The sequence below is a fragment of the Flavobacterium hydrocarbonoxydans genome (assembly GCF_009789235.1).
In the GTDB taxonomy this organism is placed as follows: domain Bacteria; phylum Bacteroidota; class Bacteroidia; order Flavobacteriales; family Flavobacteriaceae; genus Flavobacterium; species Flavobacterium hydrocarbonoxydans.
Genome location: NZ_WSTB01000009.1, coordinates 123186 through 143825, shown reverse-complemented (window position 1 = coordinate 143825; position 20640 = coordinate 123186). Strand labels below are relative to the sequence as shown.

Annotated in this window: 19 protein-coding genes, 1 tRNA gene and 1 pseudogene; 11 read left to right on the top strand and 10 right to left on the bottom strand. The window is 32.8% G+C overall.

Going from position 1 to position 20640, the window contains the following annotated elements:
* Window positions 1-62: 62 nt before the first annotated feature.
* A complete protein-coding gene (locus tag GON26_RS15955; protein ID WP_160375770.1) occupies window positions 63-1292 on the bottom strand; it encodes an MFS transporter in 1230 nt (409 codons plus the stop codon).
* 90 nt (window positions 1293-1382) lie between these two features.
* Between GON26_RS15955 and GON26_RS15950 the strand changes: the two genes are divergently transcribed.
* The 3 genes from GON26_RS15950 (at window position 1383) to GON26_RS15940 (ending at window position 4670) form a co-directional block, all read left to right on the top strand.
* The gene (locus GON26_RS15950; protein ID WP_160375769.1) at window positions 1383-2255 is read left to right on the top strand and encodes a LysR family transcriptional regulator; all 873 of its coding nucleotides are present in this window, start codon (window positions 1383-1385) and stop codon (window positions 2253-2255) included.
* A 58-nt stretch (window positions 2256-2313) separates the two neighbouring features.
* A tRNA-Ser gene (locus tag GON26_RS15945) sits at window positions 2314-2400 on the top strand.
* A gap of 296 nt (window positions 2401-2696) precedes the next feature.
* Window positions 2697-4670: an ATP-binding protein gene (locus GON26_RS15940; protein ID WP_160375768.1), complete on the top strand. Its 1974-nt coding sequence runs from the start codon at window positions 2697-2699 to the stop codon at window positions 4668-4670.
* 189 nt (window positions 4671-4859) lie between these two features.
* Here GON26_RS15940 and GON26_RS15935 read toward each other — a convergent pair whose 3' ends face one another.
* The 5 genes and pseudogenes from GON26_RS15935 to GON26_RS21910 all read right to left on the bottom strand — a co-directional run.
* Complete coding sequence (locus GON26_RS15935) at window positions 4860-6149, bottom strand: sensor histidine kinase (RefSeq protein WP_160375767.1); 1290 nt, start codon at window positions 6147-6149, stop codon at window positions 4860-4862.
* A 233-nt stretch (window positions 6150-6382) separates the two neighbouring features.
* Window positions 6383-7150, bottom strand: coding sequence for an SGNH/GDSL hydrolase family protein (locus GON26_RS15930; RefSeq protein WP_160375766.1), 768 nt, complete (start codon window positions 7148-7150; stop codon window positions 6383-6385).
* Between the two features lie 66 nt (window positions 7151-7216).
* The gene (locus GON26_RS15925) at window positions 7217-7999 is read right to left on the bottom strand and encodes a DUF3050 domain-containing protein (protein ID WP_160375765.1); all 783 of its coding nucleotides are present in this window, start codon (window positions 7997-7999) and stop codon (window positions 7217-7219) included.
* 83 nt (window positions 8000-8082) lie between these two features.
* Entirely contained in the window at window positions 8083-9264 is a 1182-nt protein-coding gene (locus GON26_RS15920; RefSeq protein ID WP_160375764.1) for an acyl-CoA dehydrogenase family protein, read from the bottom strand.
* Window positions 9265-10704: 1440 nt separating this feature from the next.
* Window positions 10705-10767, bottom strand: a pseudogene (locus GON26_RS21910) (hypothetical protein); the annotation flags it as partial.
* A 145-nt stretch (window positions 10768-10912) separates the two neighbouring features.
* Here GON26_RS21910 and GON26_RS21905 point away from each other — a divergent pair.
* The gene (locus GON26_RS21905; RefSeq protein WP_369769999.1) at window positions 10913-11170 is read left to right on the top strand and encodes a helix-turn-helix domain-containing protein; all 258 of its coding nucleotides are present in this window, start codon (window positions 10913-10915) and stop codon (window positions 11168-11170) included.
* Window positions 11171-11203: 33 nt separating this feature from the next.
* On the opposite strand, the gene GON26_RS15910 is transcribed toward GON26_RS21905, so the two are convergent.
* Genes GON26_RS15910 through GON26_RS15895 form a run of 4 tightly spaced genes read right to left on the bottom strand, consistent with a single transcriptional unit; the run spans window position 11204 to window position 11896 of the window.
* Window positions 11204-11335 (bottom strand): rSAM-modified peptide, encoded by a 132-nt coding sequence (locus GON26_RS15910; RefSeq protein WP_160375762.1) that lies wholly within the window; start codon window positions 11333-11335, stop codon window positions 11204-11206.
* A 48-nt stretch (window positions 11336-11383) separates the two neighbouring features.
* Complete coding sequence (locus tag GON26_RS15905) at window positions 11384-11521, bottom strand: rSAM-modified peptide (RefSeq protein ID WP_160375761.1); 138 nt, start codon at window positions 11519-11521, stop codon at window positions 11384-11386.
* A 49-nt stretch (window positions 11522-11570) separates the two neighbouring features.
* Complete coding sequence (locus GON26_RS15900; protein WP_160375760.1) at window positions 11571-11708, bottom strand: rSAM-modified peptide; 138 nt, start codon at window positions 11706-11708, stop codon at window positions 11571-11573.
* A gap of 50 nt (window positions 11709-11758) precedes the next feature.
* A complete protein-coding gene (locus GON26_RS15895) occupies window positions 11759-11896 on the bottom strand; it encodes an rSAM-modified peptide (RefSeq protein WP_160375759.1) in 138 nt (45 codons plus the stop codon).
* 260 nt (window positions 11897-12156) lie between these two features.
* Here GON26_RS15895 and GON26_RS15890 point away from each other — a divergent pair, with 260 nt between their 5' ends.
* The 7 genes from GON26_RS15890 to GON26_RS15865 all read left to right on the top strand — a co-directional run bounded on the left by GON26_RS15890 (window position 12157) and on the right by GON26_RS15865 (window position 20618).
* Complete coding sequence (locus GON26_RS15890; RefSeq protein ID WP_160375758.1) at window positions 12157-13716, top strand: vitamin K epoxide reductase family protein; 1560 nt, start codon at window positions 12157-12159, stop codon at window positions 13714-13716.
* Between the two features lie 93 nt (window positions 13717-13809).
* The gene (locus GON26_RS21570) at window positions 13810-13968 is read left to right on the top strand and encodes a hypothetical protein (protein WP_202110889.1); all 159 of its coding nucleotides are present in this window, start codon (window positions 13810-13812) and stop codon (window positions 13966-13968) included.
* Between the two features lie 326 nt (window positions 13969-14294).
* Window positions 14295-16487: a peptidase domain-containing ABC transporter gene (locus GON26_RS15885; protein WP_160375757.1), complete on the top strand. Its 2193-nt coding sequence runs from the start codon at window positions 14295-14297 to the stop codon at window positions 16485-16487.
* Between the two features lie 42 nt (window positions 16488-16529).
* Window positions 16530-16889: a four helix bundle protein gene (locus tag GON26_RS15880; protein WP_160375756.1), complete on the top strand. Its 360-nt coding sequence runs from the start codon at window positions 16530-16532 to the stop codon at window positions 16887-16889.
* Complete coding sequence (locus GON26_RS15875; protein ID WP_160375755.1) at window positions 16880-18199, top strand: HlyD family secretion protein; 1320 nt, start codon at window positions 16880-16882, stop codon at window positions 18197-18199. The genes GON26_RS15880 and GON26_RS15875 overlap by 10 nt, the downstream gene beginning before the upstream one ends.
* Before the next feature lie 417 nt (window positions 18200-18616).
* Window positions 18617-18796: a hypothetical protein gene (locus GON26_RS15870; RefSeq protein ID WP_160375754.1), complete on the top strand. Its 180-nt coding sequence runs from the start codon at window positions 18617-18619 to the stop codon at window positions 18794-18796.
* Between the two features lie 172 nt (window positions 18797-18968).
* Window positions 18969-20618: a S41 family peptidase gene (locus GON26_RS15865; RefSeq protein WP_160375753.1), complete on the top strand. Its 1650-nt coding sequence runs from the start codon at window positions 18969-18971 to the stop codon at window positions 20616-20618.
* The last annotated feature ends 22 nt before the right edge of the window (window positions 20619-20640 follow it).

Below are 20640 nucleotides of genomic sequence, written 5' to 3'. Positions count from 1 at the left end.
AGTTGGTTTATTATAGAAATTGAAATGACAAGTTTACACAATTGGAATTTGGAATTTAAAATTTAATTCTTGTACCTAACCGGACAAGTCTCCAATTCTTGAACTTTTTGATTTTTGTAATATACATAAACTAGCACCGAAAGAATACAAATTATTCCCTGAACGGCAACGGTATTTCTGGTTCCGATGTTGTTAGAAATATATCCAACCAATAAACTTCCAACCGGAATCATACCCTGATACGCCATCATATAATAACTGATGCTTCGCGAACGCATGCGTGCACTGCTTTGAGTCTGAATATAAATATTTATAGAAGAGGTTTGAGCCATCATTCCCACACCGCTCAACGCCATACAAATAAGGGCGATGGTCAAATTATTGGAATAGGCCAGAATAATAATACTGAATCCCAATAATAAACTTGCCGCAATCATAATTTTATTGATGTTTTGTGAGGTTTTCAGATTCGCCAGATAAATGGCTGAAAGGATAGAACCAATCCCGGCCGCACTTTCGAACCAACTAAAAGTTTGTGCGTTACCGCTAAAAATATCTTTGGCAAAAACAGGCATCAGTGTATTAAAAGAAATTACAAATAAACTACTGCACATTAACATCAAAAGCATTTTAGCCATTTCGCTTTCTTTTTTCACATAATCCAGTCCTTCAATAAAATCATCTAACATTTTCATTTTGTCAGTTGCTTTAATGTGCGGCGTAATTTTCATCATTAATAAAGAAATTAAAACCGGAATATAACTTAAGAAATTTCCAATAAAGCAAAAGTCTTCTCCATAATTGTGCAGGATAATTCCAGCCAGAGCAGGGCCGGCAATTCTCGCAAAATTGGTCAAGGTAGAATTTAGCGCCACTGCATTGGGTAAATCATCTTTACTATCGACAATATCCACCATCATGGTCTGACGACACGTCATATCAAAAGCATTGATGATTCCCTGAATAAGGCTTAAAGCCAATATATAATTGATGTTGTATATTTTTAGATAAATCAGTAAAGCCAAAGCTCCGGCTTGTAACATTGCCATCGATTGCAGGATAATCATACTTTTATGTCTGTCGTAACGTCCAATGATACTTCCGGCTAAAGGGGCTAAAAACAAAGACGGAATCATGCTTAAAAAAGTGGCTAATCCTAATAAAAATACAGAACCTGTAATGCTATATACCATCCAGCTTACAGCAGTTTTTTGCAGCCAGGTTCCAATTACGGAAACCGATTGGCCGTAAAAGAACAATTTGAAGTTTCTTGATTTTAACGCTTTAAACATAATGCTACTTATTTTTTACAAAGGTCGGAATTAGTATTTCATTAGAAAAATTAATAATTTTACTTAAAATGAGTAGTAAAACTTATCAATATGGAAATCTATCAATTGCAGTATTTTATAAAAACAGCTGAGGTGCTTCATTTTACAAGAGCAGCCGAATTGTGTTTTGTAACCCAATCCGGATTGTCTCAGCAAATAAAAAAACTCGAAGAAGAACTCGGAATGCCTTTGTTTGTTAGGATTGGTAAAAAAGTAAAACTGACCGAAGCAGGATCTGTTTTCCTGATTCATGCCAGGCAGATTATCGAAAATGTACAAAGCGGGAAACAGGCTATTGATGATTTGAACCAAATGATTGGAGGAGAATTACGAATTGGCGTTACGTATATTTTTGGACTTTTGGTTTTGCCCATTGTGAATTCATTCGCTAAAACCTATCCGAATTTAAAAATTGTGGTTGAATATGGAACCACAGAGCCTTTGGAAAAAAAATTATTAAACAACGAACTTGATTTGGTTTTGGTTATTTCGTCAAATGAAATTGAACTTCCTTTTCAAAAAATTCCACTGTTTACTTCAAAATTGGTAATGGCCGTTTCAAAAACACATGAATTGGCGGTTTTGGATAAAATCGAATTTAAAAAAATAGAAAATATTCCGCTTATTTTGCCCGTAAAAGGATTTAACTCACGGGAATTTTTAGATGAGTTGTTTTTAAAAAACAATATGAAGCCCAAAGTTTCGATAGAATTAAATGCGGTTCATGCACTTTTGCGATTGGTAGAAGCTAGTGACTGGGCTACAATTGTAACTGAAAAAGCCCTGAGAGACTGGAATAACCTGAAAGCCATTCAGATTGTTGGCGTCGATACCAAGCGTGATTCGTTTATACTTACGATCGATGGAACGTATCAAAAAAAGGCAGTAAATTTATTTATAGAAGAATTTAGAAAAAGTATGTAAGTTATTTCGATTTTGTTTTCGAAAGTCACTTTTTTTTGTGTTCTTTGCAGACCAATTTAGAGAGGTGTCCGAGTGGTTGAAGGAGCTAGCCTGGAAAGCTAGTATATGGGTAACTGTATCGAGGGTTCGAATCCCTTCCTCTCTGCAAAAATCTCGCTAACCCTTTAAAACATTTAAGTTAGCGAGATTTTTTATAAAAATGCTGTGTCAAATCTGTGTCAACTTTTTTTATAGAAAGGCTGCGAGTTCCCGCTCTTATTCGGCTGACTTCTTAAATACTTTTGTTTTCTTTCGTTATTTTAATCATAAATAATTGCTACTTTAAATTAACTTTATTATTGTAGTTTTACTACGACTGAAATTATTTAATTACCATTACAAATACGTAAAACTGATTAGAAGGGGGTATAAGTAGAATCAAAAATTAATTAAAAATATATTATGGAAAATAATTCTTGGGATCCTCTTGTTACTAGTAAAGTAACTGATACGGAAGTTGTTTCAGCAGCGCAAAAAAGAGAGATTAAAAACATTCTTAAATCATATGTAGGTAAATATGATTCATTCTCAGAACTTATCCAAAATTCAATGGATGCAGTTGATAAAAGAGAGAAGGATTTAAAAGAAAAGGATTATATTAAAAAGATTTGGATTGAAATAAATTTAGCCGAAAACTCGTTTACGATCGCTGATAATGGTATCGGATTTAATGAAAAAGAGTTTAAATCATTTCTTGCGCCGAATATCTCATACAAAGACGGAGAAAAAACACGAGGAAATAAGGGTGTAGGTTCTACATATATTGGTTATGGATTTAATTATTTAGAATTTGGAACTAAAGGAAATGGGCATGAATTCAAAGGGAAATTAGTAGGTGGAAGAGATTGGGTAGAAGATTTTAAAGGTATTAAAACTAGACCAGTAGTAACAGAATGTATTGATAGAAATCCATATTTTGATCAGATAAAAAGAGGAGCCACATTTAAAATTATATTTGAAGGTGATAATATAAGACCGAAGGATTTATCATGGTATACAGCAAAAACTCCTGAGCAGTGGTTTCATTTGCTTTTACTTAAGACTCCTCTAGGTTCTATAAAATATATTGATAACGACGATACGACGCCAATAGTATTTGATTTAAATGTTGTGAAAAAAGATGGAACTTTAAATACTTTAAAAGACATTAATGCAGCGTATATTTTCCCGCATAACGCAATTAAAGCAAGTAACAGTCTTAAAGAAGTTTTAATGTACCAAACAAAAGCAATTGAAGCCGGAAGGGATTCATCTGCGATACCGAGTAGATTTAAAAGGGCAAACGGGATATATGAATTTTTCACGACTGATGAGATACTTAAATTCCGAAAAAATGATGAAGAATTTAATGAAATAATTAAATTGTATAAAGTTGAAGCGTATGGATATTTTACTTATTCAACTGCCGTTTGGGACCAATTTAATGATTCAATAGCGAATCTTCGAAAAGGTTATAGAGTTTTACGAGGAGGATTGCAATTAGCCAATAATAAAATGATCCAAGGTGAACTAATTGCAATACCACTTACATCTAATATTGGATATCAAAATCAGTGTCACATTATCGTACATTTTAAAGACGCTGACCCAGATCTAGGTAGAAAGGGATTTCAACCTGAATTAAAAGATCAAGCAGAAAAACTTTCAGTAGCAATTGTAAATAGGTTTAAGAGTTGGAAAATACTTTTAAAATCTGATACTGGTGCCAAACCTGATATAGCTAAAGAAATTAATCTTCATCAGTGGATAGTAGCACAAGTTGAACATGAAACAAAGTTTCCACTTAAACTAACAAATAAAAATTTTTTTGCGCCTATAAATGAAATTTCTATAACATCTGAGCCACAGTCAGAACAGGATACAGTAGTTTTATTCAATCAATTGATTGCAGGGGGTGTTATCAGGGGAATTAATCTTCTTGCAACAAGTCAAGTCAAGCAGTACGATGGAATTTTTAAATTTGTTGTTAAAAATCCTTTGAAAAATCATGTCTATAATAAGGAAAATAATCCATTAGGTGTAGAAGAACTACATCATTCAAGTGAGTTTACGAGTCCTCCAAAAGTGTTAGAGTACAAATATAATTTAGATGCATTGATTCGTGAATTTGAAAGTGAATATAAGTCCGAAAAAGATATTCATTTGGCAATAACATGGGAAATGGGTACAGAATGGAAGAAAAATTATGAAGCTATCTCCTATTTAGATCTTGATAATCTACATCAGAGAGATTTTCATGGAATTACGCATTTGCTAACTTCAGGAAATACTAAATTTCATGTTATTGTACTTAAGGAGTTAATGGAATATTTGAATGATGTAGATGGCGTTCAAGAATTTCAGAAAGAACACTACGGAGATGATTTATTTATTTAAAATAGCATAAATAAGTTTATTATTTAGCTTTTGACCTGTGTCATATTTGTGTCAAAAATGATGAAAAATAGCTAAATTTCCAGTTAAAATAAGGTTGAAAACCAATGTTTTATAAAGTAATTGGATGGCAAAGAAAATCCCTTCCTCTCTTCTGAAAGCCTTTTGTGAATCACACAAAAGGCTTTTTTATTATGCTGTTGGAATATAAATGTCAAATTTAGCTCCATGGTGTAGTTTTCCTGTAGCTGTAATGACTCCGTTATGGTTTTCTACAATTTTTTTTACGATCGCAAGGCCAATTCCGGTTCCTTTATAATCGGATTTACTATTAAGTTGCTGAAACATTTCGAAAACACGACTTTCGAACTGAGGTTCAAATCCAATGCCGTTATCGCTAATGGTTATGTGGCAATAATCAGAGGATGATTTTTTGATTGCTTTTGGTTTCGTATAAAGACTTTCTATACGTATATGCGGTGCTTTATCTTCAGTCGAAAATTTAAGAGAATTGCTTACCAGATTGCAGATTAACTGGTGAAACTGTGTTGGAATTATATAAGCACGACAATTTCCGGATATTTCGATAATCGCTTTTTTTGCTGTGATTTCTTCTTCCAGATCTTTAATGACTGTATTTATAATATCATTAAGATTTGTGTTTTCAAATTTCTTTTCCGTTACACTGGTTCGGGAATAGGTCAGTAAATCATTTATAAGCGCCTGCATGTGCGAAGCCGAAACTTTCATACGGTCAAAATAAAATCTTCCTTTTTCGGTTAAATTTTGACTTTCATCAGTAACAATTCGGTTCGAAAAAACCTGTATTTTTCGTAAAGGTTCCTGTAAATGATGACTGGATATATAGGTAAAAGCTTCCAGCTCATTGTTGGCTAAGATTAATTCGGCAGCCCGTTTTTCTTTTTCATTGTTCTGAAAAACCAGTTCGGCATTGGCTATAAGAAGTTCTGCTGCAAGTTTTTCTTTTTCCTTATTTTGATAAGCCAGTTCTTTGTTGGCAATTACAAGTTCCGCAGCCCGTTTTTCTTTTTCTATATTCAGGGAAGTCAGTTCTTCATTGGCAATAACAAGTTCCGCAGCTCGGTCTTCTTTTTCTTTATTTTGATAAGCCAGTTCGGTATTGGCTATAACCAGTTCCGCTGCCCGTTTTTCTTTTTCTTTGTTTTGAAAAAGAAGTTCATTATTAGCGATGACCAGTTCGGCTGCACGTTTCTCTTTCTCTTCGTTCTGATAGGCAAGTTCGGTATTGGCTATAACTAATTCTGCAGCCCGTTTTTCTTTCTCTTCATTTTGATAAGCCAGTTCGGCATTTGCGATAATTAGTTCAGCAGCACGTTTGTTCCGGTTTTTTATTTGCTGGGCAAGTCTTTTGTTTACAAGCAGCAATTCATCATTATGATTTGCTTTTGTACGTTCGGGTAAGGTAGTAGCATCAGGCGGAATATCTTTTTTTTCACTCATGTTTTCTCACACATTTAGTCAAATATAACCTAACTAAATCTAATGACTTTGTTTTAAAGTTAATAACTGAATTTATATTGCAAAATTCGTAGTATTACTCAAAATATCAGTTTTTATCTTTAAGTTTTTTCTTATTTTTTGTTTTTGAAAAATTAAAAAATTTGTAGCAATTATTTTTAAGTGTATTGCTGTTTTGGAGTGATTAAGTTTGAAGGAAAGAAATCCAAAAACAACTAATCCTGCAAGGCCGCTTTTATTTGTGGCAGCATACGGTCAACAAATAAGGTATAGGCCAACTCTGAAGGATGTAAACCATCTGTGGCCACTAAACTTGGATTGTTGAGGCCCTGGCGGGTAATGTCTGTGATAGGTACAAATGCAATGCCGTTGTTATTGCAATAATTTTCGGCAAAAGCGTTGTATTTATTGATTTCATTGGTAATCGTCATGCTTTGATCAGTAGCTACTTTAGCACCATAAGGCGTATAAGCATAATCCGGAATCGAAATGACCACTACCTTTTTTTTGTTTCCTCTGGCCAAAGCAATTGCTTTGAGCACCAATTCAGGGAATTCTTTTTCATACAATGAAAATTCTCTGCCCTGATACTGATTGTTTACACCAATTAAAAGTGTAACCAAATCATAATTGGGTTCTAATTTTTGACTGTTTATTGCCGATAATAAATTGGTCGTAGTCCAGCCCGTGGTAGCGATTATTTTTAGAGGAAAAGTAGTGTTTGAATAAGTTGAATTCAATTTTTTTACTAACTGTGCAGGATAGCGACACGTTTCGCAAACACTTTGCCCAATGGTATAACTATCTCCAAGAGCGAGATAATTTACAGTTCCGGCAATAGGAAGAGTGGGAACAGTGGGTGTAGTAGGCGGCGTTACAACCGGTGGAGTAGTTGTTTTTTTAGTTATTGGCTCATCAGAACTGCAGCTGAAAAGGAATACTGAAAGTAAAAGCGTAACTATTTGTCTGAAATACGGTGTCATAATTTGTATAAATTAAGTTTTGGGTCGTTCTAAACAAATAGTTACGTTAAATAAGAAGATTTGGTTTTAAACCATCTCTGTTTTCATTGCAATTTCTTCTTCGATAGCATTCCAGAGACCAATTCTTTTTTCTAAAGCTAGAATCGAAATTTCTTCAACTTCTTTCCATTTTTGGGCGTCATCTTCGCATAGATCCGTAATCATTTGCATCGCCATTGGACCGTGTTCGTCAGCATCTAATTCGATATGTCTTTCAAAATAATAAAGCAATTTGCTCAAATCTACTTCGGGTAAATTTTTCTGGAAATTTTTCAAAATGGCCGTAAACATACTCGGAATCAAATCTTCTCTTCCAAAAGTAAAAGCTGCTGCTATTTCATGCGGTTTTCCCTGTTCGATAACTCTAAAAGTGAAATCTAAAAAAGCTTTTGTATCCGGATGCAGATTGCTTTGTTTGATAGCGACAAAAATATTGTGAAGTGAAGTTACCTGATCTAAAAAGGTATTGATTTTGGTTGTATCGGCACCGCAGTCTTCCATCGCTTCAAGGTACATTTCGTAATGGCTTTGTCTTCTTCCGTCAATGCTCAGATCAGTTTCTTCGGCCAAGACAATCTCATTGATTAAGTATCTAGTTTCCGGATTTTTTGTAGCAAACCAGGGTGTAGTAGTACAGGTAAGTTTGGCCTGTAACGCTTTCAGTAAAGACATAAAATCCCAAACGGCAAAAACATGACTTTCTAAAAACTGATGTAAATCGTCTAAATTTTGAATTTTATTGTATAAAGAATGCTGTAAAAGTTGTTCTTTCTGGGCTTGAATGCTATGGTGGATAGTTTCAATATTCATGTTTGGAATTTTTTGTAAAGATAAAAAGCTTCTTGATAACAAGAAGCTTTTAGTATTGATTTTATTGATATTTTAATAAACAACTATGATTTAAATGCTGGAATGCCAGTAACATCCATTCCGGTAATGAGTAAATGAATGTCGTGTGTACCTTCATACGTAATAACACTTTCCAGATTCATCATGTGTCGCATGATAGAGTATTCGCCGGTAATTCCCATTCCGCCTAACATTTGTCTGGCTTCGCGGGCGATATGAATTGCCATGTCCACATTGTTTCTTTTGGCCATCGAAATTTGAGCAGTAGTTGCTTTTCCTTCGTTTCTTAAAACGCCTAAACGCCAGGTAAGTAATTGTGCTTTGGTGATTTCGGTAATCATTTCGGCTAATTTTTTTTGTTGCAATTGGGTTCCTGCAATAGGTTTCCCAAACTGGATTCTTTCTTTTGCGTAGCGTAAAGCCGTATCATAACAATCCATTGCGGCTCCAATTGCGCCCCAGGCAATTCCGTATCGAGCTGAATCTAAGCAGCCAAGTGGTGCTCCTAATCCAGATTTATTAGGTAATAGGTTTTCTTTAGGAACTTTTACATTATCAAAAATTAATTCTCCGGTCGATGAGGCACGAAGCGACCATTTATTATGAGTTTCAGGAGTCGAAAATCCTTCCATACCACGTTCTACAATCAATCCGTGAATTCTTCCGGTTTCATCTTTTGCCCAAACTACAGCAATATCGGCAAACGGTGCGTTCGAAATCCACATTTTGGCACCATTCAAAAGATAATGATCGCCCATATCTTTAAAATTGGTAATCATGCTTCCCGGATCAGAACCATGGTCAGGTTCTGTTAAACCAAAACAGCCCATAAATTCTCCTGTTGCTAATTTTGGCAAATATTTCATTCTTTGTTCTTCATTTCCATATTTCCAAATCGGATACATTACTAAAGAAGATTGTACAGATGAGGTCGAACGAACGCCAGAATCACCACGCTCGATTTCCTGCATGATCAATCCGTACGAGATCTGGTCTAAACCGGCACCGCCATATTCTACTGGGATATACGGACCAAAACCACCTATTTCTCCAAGTCCTTTTATAATTTGTTTGGGAAATTCGGCTTTTTGAGCGTATTCCTCAATAATAGGAGACACTTCTCTTTTTACCCATGCACGGGCTGATTCTCGAACTAATTTGTGTTCGTCTGTTAAAAGATCGTCAAGATTATAATAATCTGGAGCTTGAAATAAGTCTGGTTTCATTTTTTATAGTTTAATAAACAAATTTACGCAATAAAAATATAACAAAACAAAGTTAAATTGTTATATTTATAAAAATAATTACACAAATAAATTAAAAATAAGCTGAATTATGTTTAGTTATTTGATGTTTATAGGTTAATTTTGACATTCCAAAACAAATCAAATGAGGCTTATCATCTCTTTTTTATTCTTTTTTATATGGAATATTACTATTGCTCAGGAAAAGAAGACTTTGACTGAACAAGAGTATTTGGTTTTAAAAGATAAAATCCGACTACATATAAATGCTAATGTAGATAGTGCCGTTGTATATGCAAATCAAATGGCAAAATCGGATAATTATAAGCATTTAACCTTTGCAAACGGAGCTTTGTCTTATTTGTTACAATTAAAAGGAAATGCAAAGTTATCTCACGAAAAATATATTTTGGCATTTCAGTCTTTAGAAAAAATACCAGATTCCAGAGAAAAAATACAACTTGAATCCTACCTATATAATTATGGTGGCCTGATCGATAGAAAAAAAGGCGATTTTAGTGATGCTTTGGATAAGTACCAAAGAGGTATAAAGCTTTCGATACAATTAGGAGATATTATACAAATAGTCAAGTTCAAAAATAATATAGCAACTATTAATGAAGCCGTAGGGAACTATCAATTAGCTATTAACAACCTAAGAGAACTCGATAATTTTGTTGATAAAAACGGCAATGTTTACAGCAAAGAACAGTTTTTAAGCAATAAAAGTAATATCAATCTTTCTTTAGGTTCTTCATACGAAAGTTATTATATGAAGAATCTTAAAAAGAAACATTTACTTGATTCTGCTGAATATTTCTATAAAAAAACCATTGGTTATTCTCAGAGTCTGGCCAATAATAAAATTGTCGCTAAATTAAGTTTAGGAAATATTTATAATTTGAAAAAAGATTATAAAAATGCCGAGAAAACCTATTATGATATTATGTTTTTTGCGGAGCAGAATAATTTAAAAGAAGAATTATGTATTTCAAACTATAATTTAGGTGATGTATATTATAGTACAAAAAAATACGACAAGGCATTAGTTTTTTTTAAAAAAGCAGACTCAATTGCACGCATAACAAAGCACAATCAGATTGATTTTTTAAAGTCTAATTACTATCAGGCAAAAATTTATAACATCAAAGAAGAGCCGGAGTTAGCTTATAAACATTCTAAAATTTATTTGGATAATTATGAGAAATTCGAAACAAAACTCAGAGAGGAAGCACTTGAGGTAAATTACAAATTAGGCGTTAATGACCTGACAGATGAGATGGTTACTATTCAGGAAAAATACAAATATGATGTTTTTATCAATAAGGCATTGAAAGTATTTTATGTTTTACTTGTTTTGGGAATTGGATTTTTATTAATAAAAAATATTAGAGATAAAAATAAGGCACACAAAAAAATGAATGCTTTAATTGAAGAGTTTAAGGCTAATTTAGAGAAGAAAGAGGAGCCGCAACCTGAGGAAATACTTCTCGAAGGAGGGCAGATTATAACTAAAAAGGAAAATGCCAATCTGAGTATTGATGAAGCTAAAGAAAATAAAATTGTAGAAAAACTTTTGGCGCTTGAAAACAAACAAGAGTTTCTCAATCCTGATTTTACATTGCCTTATGTGGCAAAAAAGATAAAAACAAACACCACTTACTTATCGTATGTAGTAAATAAACGTTTTGGTAAATCTTTTGGAGAGTATTCTAATGAATTAAAAATCAATTATGTAATCAATGAAATGATTACGAATCACATGTATCGTAAATACTCAACACAAGCTATTGCAGAAAGCGTAGGATTTAAGAATGCAGTTTCTTTTGCCAAATCATTTCGCAAAAGAACTGGAGTATCTCCAGCTCAGTTTGCGAATAATATTTAAACAAAAACAGTTTATATATGGTTTTATAAAATATTAACCATTTCCGTTACCAGTACCTTTTCCTGGATCAATAGGCTCTCCATCACCTCCACGAACTACTAATTGTTGATTTTTTGATAATTTTTCTGTGCTGAAATCTTCGAAATTTAATTTTTTACTTGTCATGTTTGTCTGTTTTAAGAGGTATATTTTTTGATTTTTTTTAATAAAGTATTAGCCATTTCCGTTTCCAGTTGCTTTTCCCGGATCTATTGGATCTGTCTCGGCATCACCTCCACGAACTACTTTTTGTTGATTTTTTGATAATTTTTCTGCGCTGAAATCTTCGAAATTTAATTTTTTACTTGTCATGTTTGTCTGTTTTAAGAGGTATATTTTTTAATTTTTTTCTTTAAAAGTATTAACCATTTCCGTTTCCAGTTGCTTTTCCCGGATCAATTGGAGCTGGTTCTGCATCACCTCCACGAACTACTTTTTGTTGATTTTTTGATAATTTTTCTGCGCTGAAATCTTCGAAATTTAATTTTTTACTTATCATGTTTGTCTGTTTTAAGAGGGATATTTTTTGATTTTTTTCTTTATAAATTATTAACCATTTCCGTTTCCAGTTGCTTTACCAGGATCAATTGGATCTGGTTCTGCATCACCTCCACGAACTACTTTTTGTTGATTTTTTGATAATTTTTCTGCGTTGAAATCTTCGAATTTTAATTGTTTACGTGTCATGTTTTTATGAATTAAGATTATTGTTTTACCAAAACTAGACAAAAACATAAACGATTGATTAAGAATGGGTTTTTCGCCTTTTTGTATAAACTAAAAAAGACTTATAATATTGTAATTCAGCTATTTATGAAGTTTAGTAAGACTGCTATAATTTATAAATTGTATGTAGTATTATTTACTAAATGTGTAATGCAAGGCTCTTTTTTTCAATTAAAACACCAATATTTGCATCAAAGTTTAGATAACCAGAGCGAAATTAAATGATAAAAGTTGTTCAAAAATTTCTTCAGATAAATCGATATGGAAGTTTTAAAAACGAATTTGAAGATTTGTTTTTATCGCACCCAAATTATCCAAGTTTATTTGCGATAACGGACTCTTTTGATTTGTTGGGGATTGAAAATGCCGCGGTTAAAATTCCTAAAGAACAAATACTGGATTTGCCAGCATCTTTTTTAGCCTATTTTAACGATGAGTTGGTTCTGGTAGCAAAAAATGATAAAGGAATTGTACTGGATACGATTAAGGGAAAAAGATTAAAAATAACATACGAGCAGTTCTTGTTAGATTGGAGTGGAGTAATTGTGGCTATTGAGCCTAATAAAACATATGTGAAAGAGGATAATGCAATTAATTTTAAATGGCTAAGATATATTCTGCCAGTTTTGATTTTGATTTTTACCTCAATGTTTTATTATCCTTATAAAATAATTGATTATTTTTTTTTGGGAAGCGCAATACTAGGTTTTACGATCAGTGTTTTTATTGTTCAGGAGAAATTTGGATTCAAAAATAATTTCTTTGCCCAGTTTTGTAATAGGAATGCTAATATGTCGTGTGATAACGTTTTAAAATCGGATACGGTTTTTTCAGGCACATTAGTCAATTTTGCAGATTTGCCATTGATTTTTTTTGGAACAATTCTTTCCTCAATATTAATTTGGCCTCACGGATCTGGAGTTTTTATTGGTTTTTTAAGTTCATTGGCAATACCTGTAGTAGTATCTTCAATTTGGATACAGAAATTTGAATTGAAAAAATGGTGTGTGTTGTGCCTGATGGTTTCAGCATTAATATTAGTTCAAAGCGTAATCTGGTTTTCAACCAATCAGTTTACACTAAACTTTGAATTGACAAATGTTCTTCCATTTTTCTTTTCTTTTTTGTTTGTTTTGACGGTTTGGTTATCGGTAAAAACGATTATTAAACATAAAATTGAAATTGAAAATGAGTTACAAGAGCTTAAAAAATTCAAGAGAAATTATAATGTCCTGAATTTTTTATCAAGAGATGTTCCTGTTACAAATGGCTTTTCGTCATTATCGGGATTGAATTTTGGAAACAGAAATGCTCCCATAAAACTCTCTTTGATTTTGAGTCCTAGCTGCAATCTGTGCTTTAAAGCTTTTCAGGATGCGTTTGAGCTGGTTTTGAAATCTCCGGAGCGGGTGTTCCTGAAAATATTGTTTAATGTTAATCCTGAAAACAACGATAATTCATATAAAGTGGTTGTTGAAAGATTATTGATTATTAATAAAGTAACACCGGGAAAAATTGTCGAAGCCATATCAGATTGGTATATAAAGAAGTTTGACCTGAAAGAATGGTCAGATAAATGGCAGGTAGAGAATACCAGTATGATGGTTAATCAGGAAATACAAAAGCAATACGACTGGTGTTCGGTTAATAATTTTAATTATACACCCGTAAAAATTGTAAACGACAAGGTGTATCCTAACGAATATGAATTACAGGATTTGAAATATTTTTTGAATGAATTTGTGGAAGAAAGCAATCTGGTTTTAGAGCAAACAGCTTAATGGCCTAATGATAATAATTGTAAAGTATATTAAATAAATCAAGTTTTTAATATTAGTAATTATACCGAAACCCAAATTTTTAAAATTAATTAGATGTTAGAAAAAATTTTAAACCTGGAAGGAGCCAAAGAGCTCACTAAAAAAGAACAAAAAGCAATAAAAGGAGGTTTAAAAGATTGTATCGACCCTTCGACTAATGCTTGTAAATATTACAGCATAGCATGCGCTCCGCCTTGCCAGGTTTTGCCATAACCTGACTGACGGATATTAAAAAAGAAGTTTTAAGAATACATACGATATTGCCTATTTTAGAATTTAGTCATGTTTTTTTTGAATTTGTAGGCGCTCAATAATGAAAAAAGTTGAGCAAAATCCCGACATTGGTGGTCACTGAAGGGAATCTCTGGAAACTGGTTACTGTGTTAATCTTGACGTAAGATTAACCAGTACCGTATCCTGGGGAATTTTAAAAGAAATTACTTTTAGAAACAGAGAGGAATAAAATTCTTCTCTGTTTTTTTTTGATAAAAAAGTAAAAAAAATTGTGTTATATTGCTGTGTAAAAACAAAAGTTAAAATTGAAAAAATTCACGAATTACAGACAGGCAGATCATAAAGATTGTGGCCCTACCTGTTTAAAGATAATAGCAAAACATTACGGAAAAACAATCAACATCCAGGAGTTGAGAGATTTTAGCGAAACCACTCGCGAAGGAAGTAATTTATTGTTTTTAAGTGAAGCTGCTGAAAAAATCGGTTTTAGAACACTCGGCGTAAAACTAAGTCTTGAGAGGCTGGAGGAAGCGCCTTTACCCTGTATTTTGCACTGGAATAATGAGCATTATATAGTCCTTTACAAAATAAAAAAAAATACGTATTATGTGTCCGATCCAGCGATAGGATTGCTGGAATATAAAAAAGAAGAATTCCTTAAATTCTGGATAGGTAATAACGCCGATCAGACTACTCCGGAAGGAATAGCTTTATTGATCGAAGCAACGCCTAAATTTTTTCAGTCAGAATTTGATAAAGAAGATCATAAAGGACTAGGTTTTAAAATGCTGGCGCAATATGTTTTGCGTTATAAATCATTTTTGACACAATTGAGCATAGGGCTTTTAGCCAGCAGTTTGCTACAGCTAATTTTTCCGTTTCTTACCCAAAGTATTGTAGATGTCGGGATACAAAATCAAAACATTCACTTTATTTATCTGATTCTTTTTGCACAATTGTTTCTTTTTGCAGGAAGAACAGGTTTAGAATTAATCAGAAGCTGGATTCTGCTTCATCTTTCAACCCGGATAAACATCTCCTTAATTTCAGATTTCTTTATCAAATTAATGAATTTACCCATTTCGTTTTTTGATGTTCGAATGACTGGAGATATTATGCAAAGAATCAACGATCATCGCAGAATCGAGCGAATTCTTACCACATCATCGTTAAATGTTTTGTTTTCTATGATTAATATGATGGTCATGGGGGGCGTTTTGTTATATTTTAATGTTCAGATATTTTTAGTGTTTTTTGCAGGAAGTGTTTTGTACTTCGGGTGGATTACTTTGTTTCTTAAACGAAGAGAAATATTAGATTACAAACGTTTTGCCGAGGTTTCCAGCGAGCAAAGTAAAGTAATGGAGCTCATCAATGGTATGCAGGAAATAAAGCTTCACAACGCCGAAAAGCAAAAACGCTGGGGTTGGGAGTATGTTCAGGCAAGACTTTTTAGAGTTTCTATAAAAGGGTTAGTTTTAGAGCAGACGCAAACTATTGGTTCATCTGTGATTAATGAATTAAAAAATATCTTTATCATTTTTCTTTCGGCCAAACTGGTTATCGATGGCGAAATTACGTTAGGGATGATGTTAGCGATAAGTTCTATCGTAGGAAGTTTAAACGGCCCTATTACGCAGCTGATCGAATTTGTCAGAGAACTGCAGGATGCCAAAATATCATTGGCAAGATTGTCTGAAATTCACGATAAAGACGATGAAACGCAACAGGAAATACATCAGACCAATGATGTTCCGTACAATCAGAATATTGAGATTAAGAATTTATCGTATCGCTATTTAGGTTCTGATATTCCGGTTTTGCAGGATTTAAATTTAATAATTCCTGCCAATAAAGTAACCGCAATTGTAGGCGTTAGCGGAAGCGGAAAAACAACTTTGATGAAATTATTGCTAAAGTTTTACGAACCTGAAAAAGGAGAAATAAATATAGGCAATTCGCAACTTAAAAATATTTCGCAAAAAGCATGGCGATCAAGTGTTGGAGCGGTCATGCAGGAAGGTTTTGTATTTAGTGACACAATTGCAAACAACATTGCTATTGGTGTCGATAAAGTTGATAAAGAAAAATTAGTTTATGCAGCCGATGTTGCCAATATCAAAGAATATATTAGTGAATTACCTCTGGGATACAATACTAAAATTGGAGCCGAAGGATTAGGAATGAGCACCGGGCAAAAACAACGATTGTTAATCGCAAGGGCTGTTTACAAAGATCCTGAGATTTTGTTTTTTGACGAAGCAACTTCTGCCTTAGACGCTAATAATGAAAAAGAAATTATGCAAAAACTCGATATTTTCTTTAAAGACAAAACGGTTATTGTAATTGCGCATCGCCTGAGTACAGTGATGAATGCCGATCAAATTGTAGTTTTAGATAAAGGAAAAATTATCGAAATAGGAAATCATAAAACATTAGTTGAACAAAAAGGAAGCTATTTTGAGCTGGTTCGGAATCAATTGCAGCTTGGAAACTAGAAGTTTGGAGATGTATGTGTAAGTGAAAAAAAAGTATAAGAGATGAGTTTTAAGTTCGAGAAATTAATTATTTGGCAAAAAGCAATGGATTTTGGTGAAGAAATAAATATTTTATCAGTAGGTTTTCCTAAGAGAGAAATGTATAATTTGTCATCACAAATCCTAAGGGCCGCGGATTCGGTTGCGTTAAATATTCCCGAAGGTTCCATAGAACAATCTAATCCTGAATTTAATAGATTCTTAGGATATTCTGTGAGGTCTTTAGCAGAAGTTGTAACTTGCTTGTATAAAGCTAAAAGAAGAAGTTATATAGATGATAATACATTTGATAAACTTTATAACGATGCGTTTAATTTGATGAATTTGATGATTTCTTTTAAAACAAAATTAAAATGCCAGTAGATAAAACTTCTGACTCCCATCTTCCCACTTCAAGCTTCGAACTTCGAAGCGAAGAAGTTCAGGACATCTTGACCAAAGTACCTCATTGGATGATTCGCTGGGGAACAGTTTTGATATTCATAATATTACTGATGCTGTTTTTTATTTCATGGTTTGTAAAATATCCGGATGTGGTGGCTTCCGAAATCACTATTACAACCAATATTCCGCCTGAAAAAATAGTTTCTAAATCTTCAGGACGTATCGAAGTTATTTTGGTTAAAAATAAAGCCGAAGTTTCTAAAAATACCACTTTGGCCATTATTGAGAATACAGCCAATTATAAAGATGTTTTTTTGTTAAAAAGCATCATCGATAATTACAATATTAATGACTCGAAAAAAGCTTTTCCTTTTGATTTGCTAAAAAACACCCAATTAGGAGAAATTGAAAGTGCTTTTGCCGTTTTTCAGAAAGATTATCAGGCTCAGGAACTGAATAATAGTCTGCACCCTTTTGAAGTAGAAAGCAGGGCCCAAAGTTCAGAAAACATTCAGATTAAAGAACGTTTGGATATTTTACAACAACAAAAAGTAATTAACGAAAGCGAATTGCAGCTTCAGAAAAACGAAGTCGCAAGATTCGAAACTTTATTTAATAAAGGTATTGTTTCGACTCAGGAAATGGAAGCTAAAAAACTGGCTTATCTGCAGGCACAAAAGAATTATAAGAGTCTTTTGTCGTCTATTTCACAATTAAGGTCGTCATTGATTAATAATACAAAATTAGGGCAGAATTCGCAGATAAACAGCACCAGGGAAGAGGTAAACCTGGGGCGAAATGTGGCGCAGTCGTTTTATCAGCTTAAGAAAATTATCAAAGACTGGGAATTGAATTATACCTTACAGTCATCCATAAGCGGAGTCGTAACTTTTCTTCAGGTATGGAATGAAAATCAGACTATAAATGTTGGGGATAATGTTTTTTCGATCATACCGGATGCTAAAAATGGTTTTATCGGAAAAGTAAAAGCACCGGCTCTCAATTCAGGAAAAATAAAAGTAGGGCAAAAAGTAAACATCCGACTGGCAAATTTCCCAGACCGGGAGTTTGGAGTTTTAAGAGGGAAAATTCAAAATATTTCTCTGGTTCCGGACAAGGACGGAAATTTATTACTTGATGTTTCTTTGCCTAATGGTTTAAAAACTTCGTATAAAAAACAAATTATATTTCAGCAGGAAATGAAAGGCAGCGCTGAAATTGTTACCGAAGATTTACGATTAATCGAAAGAATCTTATACCAGTTTAAAAGTATTTTTGAACAGGTTTAATTTCTTTTAATTAAATTAAAATCTGTAACTAAGTTTCAGCTTGCTTACAGATTTTTTTATATAATCTTTAAGGTTTTATAAAAGCGCACTTGTTTTTCATAATTACACAATTTGTCTTATTTATTTGCGTTTATATATTTTATTTAACTTAATTAACAAGTATTATTTTTGTTTTTAACTAAAAAACAGTGTTTGGTTTTGGAAGAGGTTTGTTAGTACAGCTGTTTCAATTTGCTTTAGGTCTGAATAATGTTTCTAAATTTTGTCTCTCACTACTTTACCGTTAACAATTAATAAGCATTTAATTTGAGTTTAATTTGATTTAAGCTCACTAAAAATATTCTTGCGCAAGAGTAGACATAAACCCAAATGTCTTTAATTGATTGGGCTATAAAATAACAATAAAATCTATAAATTATGTTGAAAACCATTTTAAATTCAGTTGGTGTTAAAGAATTAACAAAAAACGAAAAAAAAGCTATTAATGGCCAAGGTTCAAGCTATTCAGATGCAACAGGCTATTGTGTTAGTCCAAGTCCAACTTGCGGAGGAGTATATCCCGTACAATATCCTGGAGGATGGTGTTGTCAAAGATAATTTTGAATATGTAAGTATATATAAGAGAGAAGCAAAAAACTTCTCTCTTTTTTAGGTATTAATTCATTGCTATATTCTTTGAAAAAAAGACTAAATATTACATATGGTTGCTGTATAAATTGAAAGCTTTACTATATTTAACTTTTGTAATGTTAAAATACCACTTATTTATATGAAAAAAATCTACTTAATTCTTTTTGTTCTCTTATTTCAATTTTCTTTTTCAAAACCAATAACTGAAACTGAAAAATTAGCGGCAACCTGTAAAGTTTGGGGTTTCCTAAAATATTATCATCCAAATGTGACAGATGGAAGTAAAAATTGGGACGAACAATTGTTTCAGGTTTTACCAAAAGTTGAAGAAGCACAAACTGCTGAGGCCTATTCTCTGGTAATCGAAAACTGGATTGCTTCCTTAGGAGAAGTAAAAGTAAATGCTTCAAAATCCACAGTAAAAAAAGAATATTTTGATAAAAACTTCGATTTGTCGTGGTTTTCGAAAAATGACTTGTTTTCTAAATCACTTTCGAAAAAATTAAAATTTATTGAAGAAAACAGATCTCAGGGGAATCAATATTATGTTGATTATGCGTTTGGCGGAGGCAGTGCGCCTTTGCAATTTAAGAACGAAGTAAAATATGCAGATTTTAAATGGTCAGATAAAAATATGCGTCTTTTGACTTTATTCAGATATTGGAATTACATTGAATATTTTTTTCCCTATAAATATCAAATGGATGAAAATTGGGGCAAAGTATTAATTACGATGCTTCCAAGTTTTTATGCTCCAGAATCGGATAAAGTTTTTGCTTTGGCAATGCGTGAGATTTCTGTAAAACTAAATGATACACATGCGTCAACTCACATGCCTCAATTGTTTGAATATTTTGGAGATAAATTTATTCCCGCAGATGTCGAAATTATTGATGAAAAAGCAATTATTGTTAGTTTGAAAAACGATTCATTAGCCAAAATAAACGATTTAAAAGTGGGTGATGTAATTACAAAAGTTGAAGGAAAAACTATTGCAGCATTATTAAAAGAAAACAGAAAATATGTTGAAGGGTCAAATGAACCTTCTGTATTAAAGAATGCCTATTGGACAATTTTTAATGGTAAATCACCATCAGTTGAAATAGAATTTGTCCGTGACGGAAAAACGGCTTTAAAATCAATAAATCGTTATAAATATCAAGATTTAAAAATTCAGTTTCCAGGCAGCGAAAAGTGGAAAATTTTAGAAGGAAACATTGGTTATGTTAATTATGATGAGGTAGAAGAAAAAGATGTTCCAGAATTAATAAAAGCCCTTAACAATACGAGTGCGATTATTTTCGATAATAGAATGCGTCCGCAGGATGTTCTGTATGCTATTTCGGATTGGCTTAATCCAGAACCTAAAGAATTTGCCAGATTTCTTGATCCTGATATAAGTTATCCTGGTCGTTATGTTTGGAGAGATGGTGTTGAAAAATGTGGCAAAACCAACCCAGATTACTACAAAGGAAAGGTAATTGTTTTAATAAATGAAAAATCGGTAAGTCACGCAGAATTAAATGCCATGAGCCTGCAGACAGCTCCGAAAGTTAAAGTGATAGGAAGTCAGACAGGCGGTGCCGATGGAGCAAATTATAGATTTAGCATTATAAAGGGATTTTCTTCGTCGTTTACTTGTTATGGCGTTTTTTATCCCAATAAAAAAGAAACACAAAGAATAGGAATTGTTCCTGATATTGAAGTAAAACCTACTATTTTGGGTATCCAGCAAGGAAAAGATGAGGTTTTAGACCGAGCGATTCTTTTTGCTAAAAATGGAAAATAATAAATGATAAATCTTTGTCAGA